Source organism: Bryobacter aggregatus MPL3, assembly GCF_000702445.1.
GTDB lineage: Bacteria > Acidobacteriota > Terriglobia > Bryobacterales > Bryobacteraceae > Bryobacter > Bryobacter aggregatus.
Genome location: NZ_JNIF01000003.1, coordinates 1,700,017 through 1,717,357 on the forward strand (window position 1 = coordinate 1,700,017; position 17,341 = coordinate 1,717,357).

Consider the following 17,341-nt stretch of genomic DNA (forward strand, 5'->3'; position numbering starts at 1 on the left):
TAGAAACTCCTAGCTACCAGAATAGCGTTCATGCGGCACATCTTCGGGCTCAAATCCCATGCGCCGCACTTCTTCAATGGCGGCCAGATACTCGCCCAGATCCTCGGCTCCGCTCAGCAGACGGCTCGCCATCTTCAGCCGGGCGTCCGGTTCGGGGTTGTGCAGCTTGGCGAGACGAAGCCGAAGCGTCGCTTCGACCTCGTCCACAATTAAAAGGCACCCATCTTCCATTCCGAGCTGTCTGCGCAGTTTTGCGGGAATCACGACGGTTCCCCGCTTGCCCATCTGAAGAAATTGAGAAGCCATGCCCCAGAATATCTGAAATTCAGAAATTCTGATCTAGTTGACGCCCCGATTTGCATAGAATTCAGCGACCAGGTTCGGATTGAATTCAAATGGGATGTGTTCGACCCCGGGATTCGACACTACAATCCCGACCTCCAGCTCATCGGCCGCCGACTGTTGCAGATAAGATGGCAGGCTCAAGCGAGGCGAAGAAATAGAGAATATGGTGCCGGGCAATGCCTTTGCCTTCATGGTGAGCTGGATGCGGTCGCCGACTTTGACTAGAGCGGAGCCAATCGTGAGCTTCCGGTCATTCACCAAAACATGCCCATGGCTCACCAGTTGGCGGGCTCCAGCGATGCTGCGCGCAAAGCCAAGGCGGAACACGATATTGTCGATGCGGCTCTCGAGCAGGCTGAGCAGTTTGGAAATCCAGTTCGAACCGGCGCCCTGTTTTGCCATGCGGACAAAGCGGCGAAGCTGTTCTTCGCGCAGTCCGTAGTGGAAAATCAGCTTCTGCTTCTCGCGCAGTTGCAGTCCGTAGCCGCTAATCTTCTTCTTGCGGGCCTGTCCGTGCTGGCCGGGAGGGAAGTTTCTCTTGTCGAGGGCGCCGGCGCGTCCCAGACCAGGCAATTCCAAACCAAGCTGGCGCTGGACCTTCCAACGATTGCGGGATCCGAGTTTGCTCATGGCCTAGCTCACCTGTTCCGTGCCGGAATTGGGGGCTGCCTCGCTGGGCCGGGCCTGCAAATAGGTTTCAAAGTTGGCGGCGCTCGTATGGACCAGCGCTACGAGTTGAAAGTAGGCCTCCATCTCGAGGGTGAGGCTCACGGGACCAATGGTCACGTGGATGTGCCCGCACTCGCCACAATCGAAAATCCGGCCAAAGCCGGGAGTGTCCGCCAGAATCAGGGCTTGCTGTTCCATGCTGCGTTCGTCTCCTCTTTCGGGTTTCTACGAACGGTGATCCTGCCTATACTGGTGGGCAGTCGTCAGCCGTTCCGGTTGTCGTCCAGGGTTCTTCGGCGCCTCGCCAAAAGTCTGCCGAAGAACCCCTTATTTTTTCGCTCGACTGGTCACTTTTCTGTTGCGACCATTTTGGTCCATGATGCTATACTCGACCTCAGATTGCAAGTGAGTTGCGATAAGAAATCGCATCGAAGCTGGCAACGGGCTGCAGACTTTGGCGAGGACGGAGCCCAAACCCATACCGGAACCATTGTTAGGAGGCTGATGATGTTGATTGAAAAACGCAGTAGATGGATCTATCTGTTGCAGGTCTTTGGCACCATCCTGTTCTTTACTTTGCTCGCGTGCATGCTGTCGGGCTATCTCACGTTTGACCAGAGCTAAGCAAAAAGGGCGGCAACCGGAGTTGCCGCCCTTTTACGGATAAATTTGCCTTGCGCCTAGGCTAAGCCGTTTCTTTGCAACAGCGCGGCCTGATCGGGATCCCTGCCCATAAAGCCGCGGAACAGATCGCGAGCCTCTTCACTGTTGCCCTTGGCGAGGATCTTGGCGCGGTACTCGCGGCCCGTCGCCGCGTTCAGCACCCCTTCGGCCTTGAAGCGCGAGAAGGCGTCGGCGTCCAGAACTTCGGCCCATTTGTAGCTGTAATAACCGGCGGCGTAGCCGACCGGCCCCGAGAACAGGTGGGTGAAGCCGAGAATCATGCCGTAGTCTTTTGGCAACTGCGTGACCGCAAAGCGCTGCAGTACGGCGTTGGCAAAGTCGAGCAGATCCACTTCCACCTTCGGGTCAAACTCGGTGTGGAGCGTCAGATCGACCGTCGCAAAGCCGAGTTGGCGCATTTGGGCAGAGGCGGCCCGATACTGCCGCGCACGCACCATCTTTTGGAACAGCTCCTCAGGAATCGTCTCGCCGCTCTCATAGTGGCGGGCGAAGAAGTCGAGCGACTCGCGCTCCCAGCACCAGTTCTCCATGATCTGGCTGGGCAGCTCGACAAAATCCCAGGGCACATTCGTGCCGCTCAGCGAACGGATGGGCACCTCGCTCAGGCAGTGGTGCAGCAGGTGGCCAAATTCATGGAAGATGGTCTCCACCTCGCGGTGCGTCAACAGCGCGGGTTTATCGGCCATGGGAGGCGTCATGTTGCCGCAGATCACGCCGAGATGCGGCGCAAAACTGCCATCGGGCTGCGGGCCTCCGGTGCGCACGGGCTCCATCCAGGCTCCGCCGCGCTTGGATTCACGCGGAAACCAATCGGCATAAAACGCGCCGATCATCCTCCCGTCCGAGAAGATCTCGTAGTAGTTCACGCTTGGCTCGTAGACCTTCGCATCCGGGCGATGCTGCACTTCGATGCCGAAGAGCCTCTCGCAAAGGCGGAACATGCCGTCCACCACCGGACCAACGGCAAAGTAGGGACGCAGCGCTTCTTCGTCGAAGGCATACAGCTTTTCGCGCTGCTTTTCGGCGTAGTAGCTGATATCCCAGGGCTCGAGCGTCTTGCCGGCAAAGGCTTCGAGCGCGCTGTGCTCCTCGCCAAACTTGTCGCGGGTGGCCAGCTCCAGACCGCCGACAAACTCCTGGGCGATCACGCCGCGTTGGGCCATGCGATCGGCAAGGACGAAGTCGGCAAAGGTGAAGTAGCCGAGCAGATGGGCTTTTTCGCGGCGCAGAGTCAGAATCTGGCGCATCAGATCGCGATTGTCGTATTCGCCCGAGGTGGCGCGGCTCATATAGGCTTGCCACATCTGGCGGCGGATCTCCGCATCGTCAAGATAGGTGAGCACCGGCAGGTAGCTGGGCGCCTGTAAGGTGAAGCGCCAGCCGCTCTTAGCCTTGGCTTCGGCGCTTGCCCGCGCGGCTTGCTTTGCGTTCTCCGGAAGCCCAGCCAGCTTGGCTTCCTCCTCGACAATCAGCTCATAGGCGTTGGTCGCGTCCAAAACATTTTGCGAGAACTTTGTGCACAGGCCTTGCAGGGCGACATCGATCTCGGTGAGCCGTGCCTTGGCGGGCGCTTCGAGTTCGGCGCCGTGGCGGCGGAACGCATCCACCTGCTTGGTGAGAAAGCGCTTCTGCACGGCGTCAAGACCCGTCTCTGGAACCCCTTGGATCGCCTTCCACAGCTTGTCATTCAATGGAATTGCTGAATAGAACGCGCTCACTTCGGGGTCGATGGTCTGGATCGCTTCGCGCAACTCGGGTGTATTGGACACGCACTCGAGATGGCGCACGACGGCCATCGCATTCTCGAGATTGACCCCTGCTTCGTCGAGCGCGGCCATCGTATTGGCAAAGCTGCGCGGCTCGGTCGAGTTGGCGATCGCATCGATATTCGCTTGCGCCTCGCCCAGCAACTGCCGTACGGCGGGCACGATGTGGGCGACTTCGATCTGATCGAAGGGGATCTCAAAGGGAACTCTCAACAGTGGATTCATGCGGCTTTCAACATCTCCTCAATCTTTTCGGCGGCTGTCTCACAGGCGGCGCGCGGGACATCGTAGTGGGTGACGATGCGCACCAGGGTGGGCCCGAAGGCGCTCATCAACACACCGCGCTCTTTCATCTTGGCCGAGAACGCGGCTGCATCATAGGGGGTTGCAGCGACATCGAAAATCACGATGTTTGTCTGGACGCTGCTGGGGTCGATGCGGATGCCGGGCATCTTTGCCAGGCGTTGGGCGAGCCTCTGCGCATTTGCGTGGTCTTCGCCAAGACGCTGGGGCATCTTTTCGAGTGCGATCAGTCCGGCGGCGGCGAGAATACCGGCCTGCCGCATGCCGCCGCCCAGACGCTTGCGATAGGTGCGGCCCTTCTCGATCAGCTTTCGCGGACCAACCAAGATGCTGCCGACCGGCGCGCCGAGGCCCTTTGACAGGCAGAACATCACGGTGTCCAGCTTGGCGGCGATTGCGCCCACTGGGGTGCCCAGCGCTGTTGCCGCATTGAAGATGCGCGCGCCGTCCATGTGCACCGGCAGGCCCAGGGCATGCGCGCCATCGCAGATCTCATCCAAACGGGCTTGCGGGTATACCGTGCCGCCGCCAACATTGTGCGTATTTTCGACTTCAATCACTCCGGTCGAGGCCCAATGCAGTCCGGCGGGTCGATACTCGCGCTGGACACTGGCCCAATCGAGAATCCCATCCGAGGTGGGGATCGCGCGGGTGAGGCAGCCGCTAAACCAGGCGAGCATCGAGAGCTCGTAATTCTGAATGTGGCTGCGTGAATCGCAAATCACTTCCTGCCCGTGTTCGGTATGTACCTTCAGGCCGATCATGTTGCCCATCAGGCCTGTGGGCACAAACAGAGCGGCTTCTTTGCCTACAATCTCGGCGGAGCGCTCTTCGAGCCGGTTTACCGTGGGATCTTCGCCATAGACGTCGTCCCCCACTTCGGCCCCGGCCATGGCCTCGCGCATCTCGGGGGTGGGCTTGGTTACCGTATCGCTTCGCAGATCAATGAGATCCATCGCTTAAAAACTCCTGGAAAACTTCGTTTGACAGTAGGACGCCGCGCGGGGTGAGCCGGATGCGGTCTTGCAAGCGCTCGAGCAGGCCATCCTCGATCAGGCGTTCGATCTTTGCCTTTGCGGCATCGCCTTCCGGCACGCCTTCTGCGAGCCGCAGGCCGACCCAGTAGCGTTCGCCTGCGGTGTCGGCGGCTTCGCGCTCTGGCGCTGCTGCTCCGTTGGTATAAGCTTCCACGTCTTCTGCGTTTTGCCAGCGCCACTGGCCATCAAAGGAGTGCGCATCCGCACCAAAGCCGAGATAGGGCTCGAGCTTCCAGTACTTCAAATTGTGCAAACTCTCGTGGCCGGGCCGGGCAAAATTGGAGATCTCATAGCGGGCAATGCCCACCGCGGCGAGCCGCTCGACGGCGTACTCATAAAACTCCGCCTGCAGATCGTCACTCGGCACATCGCGAGCCCCATAGCGTTGGCCGTTGAACAGCACTTCCTGGCCGAGGCGGCTCTCTTCATCGACCTCGAGAATATAGACGCTGACATGCGGCACGGCGAGTGCGATCACGCCCTCGACACTCTGCTGCCAGCTCTCGCGAGTCTGGCCGGCCAGGCCGGCAATCAGGTCGAGATTGATCTCCGTGATGCCGTGACGGCGTAGCAGGGCGCCATCGCTTTCGACTATCGCGGCTGTGTGTTTGCGGCCGGTGCGGCGCAATTCGGTTTCGATCAGGCTTTGCACGCCGAGGCTCACCCGGTTGATGCCCAATCGGGCCCAGGCGGCAACGCGTTCCTCCGTCAGGCTCCCGGGAGCGGCCTCCATGGTGACTTCGCGCCAGGGCGCTCCCGGAATCGCGGCCAAGACAGCTTCCACCTCGCCGGTATCCCACAAACTCGGGGTGCCGCCGCCGAAATAGATTGTCTCCGGCGTCCAGCTCCAGTTTGTTTTCTCGATTTCTTCGAGCAGGCGGCGCTGGTAGAGCGGCTCCAACTGCTTGGGAAAAACACCTGACGCAAAGTTGCAATAGGTGCATTTCTGGGCACAAAAGGGGTACGAGATGTAGACCCCGGCCATTAGAGCGCGATGGGCTCCCCGATGCGTTGTTGCAGCAGATCGGCCATCAACTCCTTGAGGGTCTGGCCGGTGGCGGGCAGGACAAAGGCCTGCCGCGCGTCTTCCCAGTCGAGCTTGTAGCTCTTCACGCGCGCGCTCACCCACACCTGGAATGCAGGCGCTTGCGGGCTGACAACGTACTTTTCACGCGGCTCTTCAAACTCGACGGTGAGTGCGCCGGCCTGGAAGTCCGGGTCGAACTCATGAGCCTCGGCGGCTCGCAGCAGCGCCTTGTTCAAGTCGGTCATCGCCGTGTCACAACGCAATTGAAATTCGGAATCCGTCAAAAGAAGCCTCTGCTCGAAAGGTAACAAACTTTTCGTGACTTTCGTCCCAGTTTCCGCATCTGCTAAGGTACGTCTGTGGGCTCCAGAGTAGACACAGGGGACACGTGTGAATGAACGGTGCCTGCATACGCCATAACGAACTACCAGGGTCTTCGAGACTCTTCGTCGATCTTGTTTCCAACTTTCCGCGCGTTGCGCCGTTTTACGCGCACGATCCTTCCGATCCCGAAAGCCTGCCGCGCGCGATTGCCGAGATTGATTATCCCGACCAACGCCGGGCCGCAGTGGCCCAGGCGCTTGCCGTTCTCAACGCTGGCAATCCTTCTCTAGAACTCTTTGCACAGCCTGGAACCGTTGCCGTGCTCACGGGCCAGCAGGTGGGCCTCTATGGCGGGCCGGTTTATACGCTGTACAAGGCGCTGAGCGCGATCAAGACCGCGCGCGAACTCACGGCCAAGGGCACTCCGGCGGTGCCGATCTTCTGGCTGGCTACGGAAGATCATGATGTTGAAGAAATCCGCAGTGCCGCCTTTTGGGATCGCGACATTACGGCCGATGCGAAGTCCGACGGCCGCCCGGCTGGCAATCATTTGCTCGCGGGCTTGCCGGACGATCTGCCGCTTTCCGATGAGATTGCCGCCCTGGCCCATCGCCACTATGTGAATGGCCGCAGCTTTGGACAGAGTTTTCTCGGCATGTTGCAGGAGTTGCTGGCGCCGCTGGGTTTGCTCTTTGCCGATCCGCTTGAGCCGACACTGCGTGCCGCTGGGGCGCCGTTTTTATCGCAAGCGGCGGAGAAAGCCGTCGAACTGGGCGAGGCGGTGCTCGAACGCAACCGGGCTTTGATCCAAGCGGGCTATCACGCGCAAGTTCATTTTGAGCGCGATCACACTTCCTTCTTTTTTCTGCTTGAAAACGGCCAGCGTGAGCATTTGATCTTTCATTCGAAGACTTATGATGCGGCGGCCATGGCTGCCAAAGGCGTGGCCTTGTCGCCGAATGCCCTGCTCCGTCCGGTCTGGCAGGATTGGCTCTTTCCTACTGCCGCTCTCATTGGCGGCCCCGGCGAACTTGCCTACTTTGCGCAATCGGAAGTGCTGTATCGCATTCTGCTCGGCCGCATGCCGGTTGTCGTGCCGCGAGCTTTCTTTACGATCGTCGACTCGAAGACCGCGAAAATTGTTGAAAAATTCCGGGTCCGCTATGCCGACATGCTGCAAAGCGAAGAGCATGTGCGCGAGACCCTGGCTAAGCGGCTGGTGCCACCCGATCTCACCGAATCTCTCCACAACGCCGAAAACAGCATTAACCGCGCCTTCAGCACTCTTGGCGCGAAGCTCGAAAACTTTGATCCAACGCTGTCGCGCGCGCTCGATGCCTCGCTGCGCAAGGTGCGCTACCAGTTTGCGAAGAATCACACGAAGGTGGTGCGCGAAATGTTGCGCAAGAGCGAACAGACCCAGCGCCAGGCCGCGCACATCTCGCATCGCCTGGCCCCGCATGGGCATCTGCAGGAGCGGCACTATTCACTGCTCGCGCTGCTCTCCGATTCGGGGCCCGATTTCATCCCCACCATCCTCGAGAACATCCACACCAACTGCTTTGATCATCAGGTGCTTTTGTTAGGCTAGAAGCCTAACTCGTGGGACTCCGTAAAAATATTCTCAAAGAGGCTCTGAAGCAGGGCCAATGCCAGTATGGCTGTGGATTCGGGCAGTTGCGTTCGCAGGAAGTGATCAAGCTTCTTGCTGCCGCAGGCTTTCATTGGGCCTTCGTTGATTGCGAGCATGGCGGCTTCGATCTCGAGACAGTGCAAGACCTGCTCCGCATTGCACCCTTCGTAAACTTCACACCCTTGGTGCGCGTTGCCGACCTGCAGTATTCGCTGGTCGCCCGTGCGCTCGACGTTGGCGCGATGGGCGTCATCTTCCCGCGAGTGGAGTCGCCAGAGTTGCTGGCGCAAGCGATCTCCTGGACCAAGTTCCCCCCGCTTGGTGTGCGCGGCTATGGCCTGACGCCGGTGAACTACGATTACGCCGCGGTCAGCATTCCGCAGGCGATTGCGCATTACAACGAAGAGACGATGGTTGTGTTGCAGATTGAGACCGAGACGGCGGTGGCCAATCTCGATGCGCTGTTAGACGTTCCTGGCATCGATGTTGTCATGATCGGACCGGCGGATCTGAGCGTATCACTTGGTGTTCCTGGTGAATTCACTCATCCGAAGTTTGTTGCTGCTTATGAGAAGATCCGCGACGCTTGTCTCAAGCGCGGCATCGCGCCCGGCACGCACAATCGTTCGCTCGAATTGATGCAGATGTGGAAAGAGAAGGGCTTCACCTTCCTTGGCTGCGCAAATGAAACGGCGATGCTGTTTGAGCGCGCCTCGGCGATCATCAAAGGGATTGCGTCGGCTCCTGGGCCTGTTGCTTGATCAGGTCGCGATAAGCAAGTTTGAGAAGCGGCGGCGCCACCATCGTCGTCGCAATCGACATAAACACCACAATGGCGTAGACGTCCTTCGGAATCACTCCGATGCTGTTGCCGATCTGCGCCACCACCATTCCGACCTCTCCCCGCGGCACCATTCCGATTCCCACCCGCGCCGCGTCCCGCACTCCCAGGCGCAACGCACCCAATCCACATCCAAGGAATTTCGAGAGGATAGCGGCCAATAGAATGAGCCCGCACACCCAGAGTGTCGACGGGTTCTGAAAGACGCTCAAGTCCATATGGAGCCCAATCCCGGCAAGGAAGAAGGGAACCAGAAACTCAGTCACGCCGGCAGTCTGTTCCTTCGTGTGTTCGTCGACGCTGGAGGCGAGCGCCATCCCAGCTAAAAACGCGCCAATGATGGCGGCCACTCCGGCGATGCTCGCCAATACGGAAAGAGCAAACAGCAGGAGGATCGACAGCACAAACTGGTTATGCGCTCCGCTCATGCGGCGGTCCATGCGCGGCACCAGTTTTTCAAAGGCCTTGGTGCCAAACTGCGCGACGATCAGTGTGAAGCCGATGGCCAGAACTGCGGTGATTCCCAGTTCGTAGTAGTTCACCGTGCCCTTGGCCAGGCTCGACACCACGGCCAGCACAATCAGACCGAGCACGTCGTCAATGATGGCCGCGGCGAGAATGATCTTGCTGGCCCGTACGTTCAGCAACTTCAGGTCGGCCAAGACCTTCGCGGTGATTCCGACACTGGTCGCCACCATACTGGCGCCGACGAAGGCAGCTTCCAAGCCTGGATGTCCCAGCGCCAACATGATCTGCCGGCCAACGATAAAAGGCAACAGCACACCGGCAACGGCAATCAGCAGCGCGTCCCAGCCCACTCGCATCAATTTGAAGTCCTTCAGCTCCAGGCCAACCTGAAACAATAGGAAGAGGACTCCCAATTCACTGAAGACCGTGAGAAATTCATTCGGCCGCACCCAATCGAGCACGCTCGGTCCGATCAGGACCCCGGCGATCAGTTCTCCGACGACGGCCGGTTGTCCCAGGCGTTGGGCGAATTCCGCAAATAACTTGGCAGCTCCAAACAGCAAGAGCATCTGCATGAGCAGCCCAACTGCTGCCGAGTCACCCATCAGAAAGAAAGCCATTTCTTTTACCTTACTTGACTCCGATTAGGAATCTACAAAATCCGTGCTAATCCTCGAAATCTCAGATGTGAAGAAGCGTTATCTTGCACAGGGCCAGGAGGTGATGGCACTTGCTGGTGTCAGCTTGACCCTCGCTCCGGGAGAGTTTGTGTCACTTGTTGGACGCAGTGGCTGTGGCAAATCAACGCTCCTCCACCTGGCCGGGGCGATGGATTTCCCCAGCGAGGGTACGGTTTCGATCGATGGCCAGCAGACAACGAGTCTGGATGATGCTGCACTTACCACGCTGCGGCGCCGGAAGGTCGGGTTTATCTTTCAAAATTTCCAACTACTTCCCACTCTGAGTGTCGTTGAGAACGTCGAACTGCCGCTGTTGCTGGCGGGCGAGCCACAGGAACGAACACGGAGTCTCGAAGCACTTGCCTGGGTAGAACTCAGTGACTATGGGAATCGTATGCCGCATCAGCTCTCTGGCGGGCAGATGCAGCGCGTCGCCATCGCCAGGGCGCTTGTGCACCGGCCTAAGCTTCTGCTTGCCGACGAACCGACGGGCAATCTCGACACCACTACCGGTGACCGGATCCTCGACCTGCTCCGCCGTGCCGCAAAGGATTTCAATGCCGCCGTTCTTATGGCGACGCACTCGGTGGAGTCCGGCCGCGTTACGGACCGCACGATCGCCATGCTGGACGGCCGCATCCGATGATGCGCCTGGTCCAGCGTCTGATTCTGCGTCCCCTTTGGGCCGAGCGTGGACGGAGCTCGGTCACGCTGATCTCGATCGCGCTTGGCGTTGCCGTGATCTTTGCCATGGATCTTGCGAGTGAAGCCGCCGCGGGTAGCTTTCGCTCTTCCATGGATGTGGTGAGCGGGCCGGATGACATCGAGATCCTTGCTACCGGAGGCTTGCCTGTGGAGTTGCTTGGTGATCTCAGCCAACTCCCGCTGCCGCTCCAGTTTGCGCCCCGCATCGAGGACTTTGCGATTGTCAACGGCAAGCGCAGCGTGCCGCTCCTTGGCGTCGACGTGTTTGCCAACGCGCTCCAGATGGACGGCGACCCGCCTGTTTCTGACCTGAAGAGCCACGGCATTTTTGTCAGCCCCAGTCTCGGCAAGCGAGGCGACCGCATCCAGCTCCAGATCAACGACAAGCCGCTGGAATACACGGTGGCCGCAGTCATCGACGCGAAGCAGTTGTCCGGGGACCTGATCGTGATGGACATCGAAGATGCCGAGGCCGTGACGAGTCGCATCGGCCGCATCGATCGCATCCTGGTGTCGTTGCCTGCGCAAGAGAAGGAGAACGTGGATGCGTGGGTGGAGCGCCTGCGCCCTTATCTGCCGCCCGGCGCCACAATCCGTCCCATTGGTGCGCGAACGGAGGAGAACCGCAAAATGCTCTCCGCCTTCCGCTGGAATCTACGCGTACTGAGTTACATTGCGCTGATGGTGGGTGCTTTCCTGATCTACAACACGATCAGTGTTTCGGTGGTGCGGCGGCGGGCAGAGATCGGTATTGTCCGCGCCGTCGGGGGGACGCAGCGCTTGATGATCGTTGCCTTTCTGATCGAGGCTGTCTTCTTTGGTGTGGTGGGTGGTGTGATCGGCCTGGTGCTTGGGCGCTTTCTTGCAGAAGGCGCAGTGCGGTTGGTCGGGCTGACCGTGCAGGCGCTCTATGTCTCCTCGACGGCATCGGCAATCCGTTTCGACTTTGCTTCCGCCGCCGTGGCTCTGGGCTCAGGGCTTGCTGTCTCTCTGCTGGCTGCGCTCGCTCCCGCCATCGAGGCCGGCCAAGTGCCACCAACTGACGCGATGGCTCGTGGACGCATTGATACGCAATTGCAAGAAGCTTCCACGCAGCATTTGTTCCTCGCTCTTGTGTTGGCCTTTGCTGCCTTGCTGCTGTCGCAACTGCCTCCGGTTGCAGGCAAGCCTTTCGGTGGCTATCTTGCGACTCTGGCCTTGGTCGCCTCCGCGAGTCTCTGTGCGCCAAGTCTCATCGAGTATGCAGGCAGGTGTCTTGCTCGTTTTGGCGGTGTGGAATCGCTCCTTGCGGGGCGGAGCCTCGCCGGCGCCTTGCGCCGCAGCAGTGTTCTGGTTGCGGCCTTGGCTAGCGCGATCGCAATGATGACCAGTGTCGGCATCATGGTCGGCAGCTTCCGCGAAACGATGCTCACCTGGATTGATCGGCAGGTACAAGCGGACTTCTACTTACGGCCTGCGGGCCAGTCTGCCATGGATCGCCATCCCACGATCAGCGAAGACATTGCACGCGAGATCGAAGCACTGCCCGGAGTGCTGGCTGTCGATCGCTTTCGTGCTTATGCCATCCGCTACAACGGGCTCCCGGTGACGCTTGCCGCTGGCGATGCGCAGGCGCAGATGCGCTATGGCCGCACTGCTCTGCAAAGCGGCGACACCCAAGACGCACTGCTCGGCATGCAGGCGGGCGAGGCTGTTATTGTCAGCGAGCCCTTCAGCGAAAAGCATCATGTGAAGGTGGGAGACCGCTTGTCGCTACCCATCGGCACGGCGCGCCCCAGCTTTCGTGTGGCAGGGATTTATCGCGATTACTCCAGCGAGAATGGCTACATCATCCTCGACCAGTCTGTACTGCGAAAGTATCTGCCGAATGAAGAAGCTTCCAACTTAGCCGTCTATGTTGCGCCCGATGCCGATCGCAAACAACTCCGCGCGGCGATTGAAGCCGCTTATGCGCCGCGAAGGATTGTTGTGTTCGAGAACAGCGCGCTGCGCCGCGAAGCGGTGCGGATCTTTGATCAGACCTTCGCCGTCACTTACGCGCTCGAAGCGGTTGCCATCTTCATCGCGGTGATGGGCGTGGCTGGCGCGATGCTCGCGCTCATCATCGATCGCCGTCGCGAGATCGGGCTACTTCGCTTTCTCGGCGCGGACAAGACCCAGGTGCGCAAGATGATTCTCTTCGAGGCTGGCTACATCGGACTCTTCTCGCAAATCCTTGGCGTGGTCTCAGGCGGCCTGCTGAGTCTGGTGCTCATCTTCGTCATCAACAAACAGAGCTTCGGTTGGACCATTGAGTTCCATCTGCCTGTCGCGTCCTTGCTGAGTGCGCTCGCCTTCGTCTTTGTCGGCACCATAGTTGCAGGTCTCTACCCGGCGCGTGTCGCCACACGTCTGAATCCCATTGAGGTGATGCACGAGCAATGAGCAATCCCCTTTCGCGTCGCGACTTCCTCGCTGCTGCCAGCTTCCTCAAAGCGCTGCCCGGCTATCGCTATGAGTTCCCTCGCGATCACTTCTCGCATCCGGGTTTTCAGACGGAGTGGTGGTATTACACGGGCAATCTAACCAGCACAGAAGGCCGACCCTTCGGCTTCGAGCTCACCTTCTTCCGGCAAGCGCTGGAGCCCGATGTCGAGATCAAATCGGTATGGACCACGCGCGATGTCTGGATGGCGCACCTCGCGTTGACTGACATTGCGGGCAAGCAGTTCTTCCACGCAGAAAGACTCAATCGAAGCGGCCCGGGAATCGCTGGCGCAGACCTCAAAGCGCAACGCATCTGGAACGGCAACTGGTCCGTACATCTCACTGAGACTGTCCATGAGCTGAAGGCGATCGATGAACGTTTTCAGTTCAGCTTGCAGTTGAAGCCCGCCAAGCACTTCGTCATCCACGGAGAGAATGGCGTCAGTCAGAAGGGTGGGGTCGCTGGCCAAGGCTCGCACTACATCAGCTTCCCGCGACTTGCTACCAGCGGCACATTGCAACTCGGCTCGCAGCAGTTCCGAGTGAGCGGCGATGCCTGGATGGATCACGAGTTCTTCTCAAGTCAACTCGACCCCGGGCTCATCGGCTGGGACTGGTTCTCGATCCAGTTCGATAACAACACGGAGCTGATGCTCTTCCGTCTGCGACGTCGCGATGGAGGAGTCGATCGCTACTCTGCTGGCACCTTCATCGACGCGAATGGCAAGACGACATCTCTCGCAAGTTCCGATCTGCAACTCCAGCCGCTCCGCACTTGGAACACCTATCCAGTGGAGTGGCGCATCGCCGTGCCAAAGCTAGGTATCGACATCCAAGCGACCCCGCGCCTCGACGCGCAGGAGTTGGTCAGCAAGAGCAGCCTCACGCCCACCTATTGGGAGGGCGCGATGCAGTTCAGCGGTAGCCACAACGGCAAGGGTTATCTCGAGATGACCGGCTATCGCAAAGAGTTTCGCTTCCTGCCGACACCCTAAACGATTTATATATTGCTGAAACTGGTCAAGATTCTACGTACAACGATTAGAGTTGATCTCAAGTGAAAGCCTCCCTGTATCCCCATTTTAGTGAATAATCTTCCCATGAGTTCCAAACGATTTCAGAGAGCCGTTCTGGAAGTCTCTATTTAGATTTGTGACTAGTTCAAGAGACTTAGGATGCCTCCAGGGAATTTGGGTGCAGAGCTGTAAGTATGTTCCTACTACTTCCCGATGATCTGCGTCTAGAAGTTTCTGAGCGAGAATGTAATTGGGCATAGTGTTAGTGATGGATCCATCACTCATGTTTCGGATGGATGATAAAAGCGCTTCGCCTGCTCCTTGCATGTCGTTATCTTTCAGGTCCAACAGCCCCAATATCGTATACGCTTGATGTACGTAAAGGTCTGAGGAGAGCGGAGACTTCTGATTCTTCTTTAGTTCAATAACTCGCAATGCATGTAGTCGGGCCTCTACCGGTTTGTTTGCCAGATATGCAGAACGTGCTGAAGATGCTTCTTCAAAAATCGAACTCGAAGTTGTAAAACTCTTTCGCTGAGAATCGTACATTGCTAGCGGTCCCGCCGCTTGTTGCATCCTCATGAGTGAAAGGCCCAGCGAAGAAGCTTTTTGCAGTGCAGTTGGATAGTCTTTCGCCATCATCGAAGTTCGCAATGAGGAAATAAGGATACTCAGCTCAGCATTGGAATTCGCGATGTCAGGTTTTCCGTAATGCGTGGAGGGAGAGCTATCTCGTGGCAGCTGTTTGGCTAGTTCGTGGTGGACTCGAATTGTTGATTGAGCCGCCGCGGCATAGTCGGAAAGCGCGACGGCAGAGCTGATTCGGTCAATTATGGCAACCACTTGGCTGTCCTTCATCTGATTCTCGCCCTGTGCATAGGTGCTGGGCAAAAAGGTACCTGCGAGCAGCCACAGGAACAAAAATGGTGATCGAAATATTGGATTCATAATTAACTCCTCAAAGGGCTAAAATAAAGAAGTTGGTGCTGATAAAGTTCTTCCGGAAGAATTGGCGAATGGCTGACATGGTGGAGAGGGCGAGCTGTCAGGTCGAAATAATATAAATGTCTTTCTAGCCGCCATGTTACATGCCGGCGGATTAGCGCAGCACGAAAGGCAGTTTTCTAGCATCTGATCTAGGTTTGACTTAGCAAAGAAATAGTCGTTCTCGCATTGCGTAAACCGAGCCAGTTCTTCGGATGCACAAAATGAATACCAAGCATACTGGTACTGATAGCAGAGTCCTTGGATATTAACATCAGTCAGCGAGCCACAGTACCAATAATAGTCCGCGGCGAGGTAGTAGCATTCTGATGCCCACGCATTAGTAGAAGATTGGCATAAGTATCTGCCATACATCAAAGAGCTTAAATACGTGTTGTAATCTCGATTGCAGTCTCCTACGCATTGCGCCTTGAGAGTCGCACCGAATGTCATTATTCCCAAAAGGAGTATTACTCGGAAAGATAGCATATAGGGATGATATAGAATTGGTAGGGGATGTCAAGATACAATTAATAAAAATTTCGACTTGCGATCTGATGCATTTTACTTGTCCGTATGATAGTTCAGCTCGCCAGCCTCGATCGCAATCGGCAACCAGTTCTGCCGCACGGGCAACGGGCAGGTAGCAAACGGCGTAAACGCACACGGCGGGTTATAAGCCTTATTGAAATCGAACTCGACGACATTACCCGGCTTCTGAATCCCGTACAAATAGCGCGCCGCCGGATAGGTCGTCTTGCCACTCGATCGATCCCGAAAGATCAGCCACAGCTCATTCGGCTCCTCGCCCTTCAACACCTGCGCCTTCAGTTGCTGTCCAGCCAACGCGAACGCAATCTCGCCCGGGCTCTCATGGTCTTCGATGACGCCATCGATGACAGTCGCCACCTTCAACTTCTTCGGCGTCGCATACGGCAGAAACTTCCCCGTGACCTTGTACTCTGCCTTCACCGGAAACCAACTGCGATGCGTAAACTCACGCCTATACTTGCTCGACTTGTCGCGGAGCCGAATCCCATACTTACCGCCCCGCTCGATCACCGTCAGACTCAGATCGCCAATGCTCGCGATGTCTGCCGTGCGACCGTTCCCATCGTCACCCAGCACACCCTTCGCAAACGGCTTCCCGTTCATCTGCAAACTGACGCCACGTTCGACGCTCAGCTGCACCTTCTTCCCATCGAAATGGAACACGCCAACCTTCTTCGGCGCTTTGCCCTCGGGAAGTACAACGTCACTCTCAGGAGCGCTCCCCACTGTGGCGTTCCCCGGCTTCAGCCAATAAAGACCAGCCACCGTCAGCCATCCGGTATCCGACTTCAGCGTCGTCTCGATCTTCTTCCGGTACTCGAGAATGCTCTTCTCATAGGCAGGGTCAGCGGCGGAAAGGCTCATACTCATTGCAATGGCAGGGATCACCCAAGACTTGATCGGCATACCGAAGATCTACTTTCTCATCGGTAAGATGTAGAATCAAGCGCATGCGATTCGGCCTTTTGTGGATCGCCTGTGTGTTGTGTGCGCAGGACTATTCCGAAGTACAAGTAGAGAAAGCGACTGGTGGCCTGCGTTTTGCGGAAGGGCCGCTCTGGTCCAAAGAGAACAACGCTTTGCTCTTCTGCGATGCGGCCACTGGCACCATCCACGCCTTGCTTCCTGGGAATGGGCTGGCTAAGTTTCGGGAAGAGATGGGCGGGCCGACGGCCCTCGCCTTCGATCTCAACGGCAAACTGCTGATCGCGCAATCGAAACTACGCCGCATTGTGCGTACGAGTCTCTCGTCCAATCCTAAAATCGAAGTTCTTGCCGAACGTTTTGAAGGCAAGCGCCTCAATGGTCCAAACGACCTTGCGGTCCGCAAAGACGGACATATCTATTTCACAGATCCAGCCTACGGCTCGCAAATTGATGCGCGGGAGCTCGATTTTGACGGCATTTATCACCTGAGTCCGACGGGCGCGCTCAGCCTGATTGCAAAGCCCAAGGGGCGTCCGAACGGAATTACGCTATCCCCGAATGGCAAGATTCTCTATGTGGCGAACTCTGATGAGCGTAAGATCTACGCCTACGATCTGGACGGGCGTGGCAATGCGGCGAATGAGCGAGTCATTCTGGAGAAGCTTGATGGCGTACCCGGGGGGCTCCGCACCGATGAGAAAGGAAACCTTTACATTGCTGCGAATCATGTCCTTATCTACTCCCCGAATGGCAAATTGCTCCATACGCTGCACGTCAGCGACAAGCCATCGAATCTCGCCTTCGGCGAGGCCGACTTGATGACGCTGTTCATCACCGCAAAAACAAGTGTCTATCGTGTCAAACTGAAGGTTAAGGGAGCTGTCGCCGAATAACCCCGCAACTTGATGTCCGGC

The 17,341-nt window shown here is 57.7% G+C and carries 16 protein-coding genes; 6 read left to right on the plus strand and 10 right to left on the minus strand.

Annotation, left to right across the window (positions count from 1 at the left end):
• Window positions 1-9 precede the first annotated feature (9 nt).
• From M017_RS0108135 to cyaY, 7 genes are all read right to left on the minus strand, one after another.
• Window positions 10-306 carry an AbrB/MazE/SpoVT family DNA-binding domain-containing protein gene (locus M017_RS0108135; RefSeq protein ID WP_031497206.1) on the minus strand — a complete coding sequence of 99 codons (297 nt, stop codon included), beginning with the start codon at window positions 304-306 and terminating at the stop codon, window positions 10-12.
• Between the two features lie 33 nt (window positions 307-339).
• Entirely contained in the window at window positions 340-975 is a 636-nt protein-coding gene (rpsD, locus tag M017_RS0108140) for a 30S ribosomal protein S4 (protein WP_031497208.1), read from the minus strand.
• A 3-nt stretch (window positions 976-978) separates the two neighbouring features.
• Complete coding sequence (locus M017_RS0108145; RefSeq protein WP_031497210.1) at window positions 979-1,212, minus strand: hypothetical protein; 234 nt, start codon at window positions 1,210-1,212, stop codon at window positions 979-981.
• A 482-nt stretch (window positions 1,213-1,694) separates the two neighbouring features.
• On the minus strand, window positions 1,695-3,689 hold the full coding sequence (locus M017_RS0108155) for a M3 family metallopeptidase (RefSeq protein WP_031497214.1): 1,995 nt from the start codon (window positions 3,687-3,689) through the stop codon (window positions 1,695-1,697).
• Window positions 3,686-4,723: a threonine aldolase family protein gene (locus M017_RS0108160; RefSeq protein ID WP_031497216.1), complete on the minus strand. Its 1,038-nt coding sequence runs from the start codon at window positions 4,721-4,723 to the stop codon at window positions 3,686-3,688. The genes M017_RS0108155 and M017_RS0108160 overlap by 4 nt, the downstream gene beginning before the upstream one ends.
• A complete protein-coding gene (locus tag M017_RS0108165) occupies window positions 4,710-5,789 on the minus strand; it encodes a coproporphyrinogen-III oxidase family protein (protein ID WP_031497218.1) in 1,080 nt (359 codons plus the stop codon). The genes M017_RS0108160 and M017_RS0108165 overlap by 14 nt, the downstream gene beginning before the upstream one ends.
• Entirely contained in the window at window positions 5,789-6,115 is a 327-nt protein-coding gene (gene cyaY, locus M017_RS0108170; RefSeq protein WP_031497219.1) for an iron donor protein CyaY, read from the minus strand. Before cyaY ends, M017_RS0108165 begins: the two co-directional genes overlap by 1 nt.
• 110 nt (window positions 6,116-6,225) lie before the next feature.
• On the opposite strand from cyaY, the gene bshC reads away from it, so the two are divergent.
• Together bshC and M017_RS0108180 are read left to right on the plus strand one after the other, a co-directional pair.
• Window positions 6,226-7,746 carry a bacillithiol biosynthesis cysteine-adding enzyme BshC gene (gene bshC / locus M017_RS0108175; protein ID WP_031497220.1) on the plus strand — a complete coding sequence of 507 codons (1,521 nt, stop codon included), beginning with the start codon at window positions 6,226-6,228 and terminating at the stop codon, window positions 7,744-7,746.
• An 11-nt stretch (window positions 7,747-7,757) separates the two neighbouring features.
• Complete coding sequence (locus M017_RS0108180) at window positions 7,758-8,549, plus strand: HpcH/HpaI aldolase family protein (protein WP_031497223.1); 792 nt, start codon at window positions 7,758-7,760, stop codon at window positions 8,547-8,549.
• Here the strand turns inward: M017_RS0108180 and M017_RS0108185 are convergent.
• Entirely contained in the window at window positions 8,512-9,717 is a 1,206-nt protein-coding gene (locus M017_RS0108185; protein WP_031497224.1) for a cation:proton antiporter, read from the minus strand. The two genes, M017_RS0108180 and M017_RS0108185, sit on opposite strands and share 38 nt — an antisense overlap.
• Window positions 9,718-9,760: 43 nt before the next feature.
• Between M017_RS0108185 and M017_RS0108190 the strand changes: the two genes are divergently transcribed.
• Genes M017_RS0108190 through M017_RS0108200 form a run of 3 tightly spaced genes read left to right on the plus strand, consistent with a single transcriptional unit; the run spans window position 9,761 to window position 13,943 of the window.
• A complete protein-coding gene (locus M017_RS0108190; RefSeq protein ID WP_031497226.1) occupies window positions 9,761-10,423 on the plus strand; it encodes an ABC transporter ATP-binding protein in 663 nt (220 codons plus the stop codon).
• Entirely contained in the window at window positions 10,420-12,906 is a 2,487-nt protein-coding gene (locus M017_RS0108195) for an FtsX-like permease family protein (RefSeq protein ID WP_031497228.1), read from the plus strand. Before M017_RS0108190 ends, M017_RS0108195 begins: the two co-directional genes overlap by 4 nt.
• Window positions 12,903-13,943: a lipocalin-like domain-containing protein gene (locus tag M017_RS0108200; RefSeq protein ID WP_051669633.1), complete on the plus strand. Its 1,041-nt coding sequence runs from the start codon at window positions 12,903-12,905 to the stop codon at window positions 13,941-13,943. Before M017_RS0108195 ends, M017_RS0108200 begins: the two co-directional genes overlap by 4 nt.
• Before the next feature lie 87 nt (window positions 13,944-14,030).
• Here M017_RS0108200 and M017_RS0108205 read toward each other — a convergent pair whose 3' ends face one another.
• Both M017_RS0108205 and M017_RS0108210 read right to left on the minus strand, forming a co-directional pair.
• Entirely contained in the window at window positions 14,031-14,912 is an 882-nt protein-coding gene (locus M017_RS0108205) for a hypothetical protein (protein ID WP_155121308.1), read from the minus strand.
• 600 nt (window positions 14,913-15,512) lie between these two features.
• The gene (locus tag M017_RS0108210; protein ID WP_051669635.1) at window positions 15,513-16,406 is read right to left on the minus strand and encodes a DUF1684 domain-containing protein; all 894 of its coding nucleotides are present in this window, start codon (window positions 16,404-16,406) and stop codon (window positions 15,513-15,515) included.
• A gap of 44 nt (window positions 16,407-16,450) precedes the next feature.
• On the opposite strand from M017_RS0108210, the gene M017_RS0108215 reads away from it, so the two are divergent.
• Window positions 16,451-17,320, plus strand: a complete 870-nt coding sequence (locus tag M017_RS0108215; protein WP_051669637.1) for an SMP-30/gluconolactonase/LRE family protein — start codon at window positions 16,451-16,453, stop codon at window positions 17,318-17,320.
• The last annotated feature ends 21 nt before the right edge of the window (window positions 17,321-17,341 follow it).